At 63.4% G+C, this 331-nt stretch carries 1 protein-coding gene; it reads left to right on the forward strand.

Annotation, left to right across the window (positions count from 1 at the left end; all coding sequences use genetic code 11):
* On the forward strand, window positions 1-331 hold a 331-nt coding region (locus QWI17_RS18115), incomplete at both ends, for an AMP-binding protein (RefSeq protein ID WP_302723935.1).

The raw sequence follows: 331 nt of genomic DNA on the forward strand, positions 1-331 counted from the left end.
TGTTCAGGCAACTGCGTTACCTGTTCTGGGGCGGCGATGCACTCAGCCCGGCACTGTACCAGCAAATGCGTGCCGTGGCGCCGAATGCCGTCAACGTAAATTTCTATGGCACCACCGAAACCCCGCAAGCCATGGCGTACCACACGCTCGACCCGACCGCGGAACAGGCCCGGGTGCCCCTGGGCAAAGGCATCGCCGATGCGCAACTGCTGGTCGTGAACGCGGCCGGGCAACTGGTGGGCGAAGGTGAAACCGGCGAAATCCTGATCCGCAGCCCCTATCTGTCCCTTGGCTATTGGGGCGACCCGGCGCTGACCGAAGCCAGGTTCAT

Source organism: Gilvimarinus gilvus (assembly GCF_030518155.1).
In the GTDB taxonomy this organism is placed as follows: domain Bacteria; phylum Pseudomonadota; class Gammaproteobacteria; order Pseudomonadales; family Cellvibrionaceae; genus Gilvimarinus; species Gilvimarinus gilvus.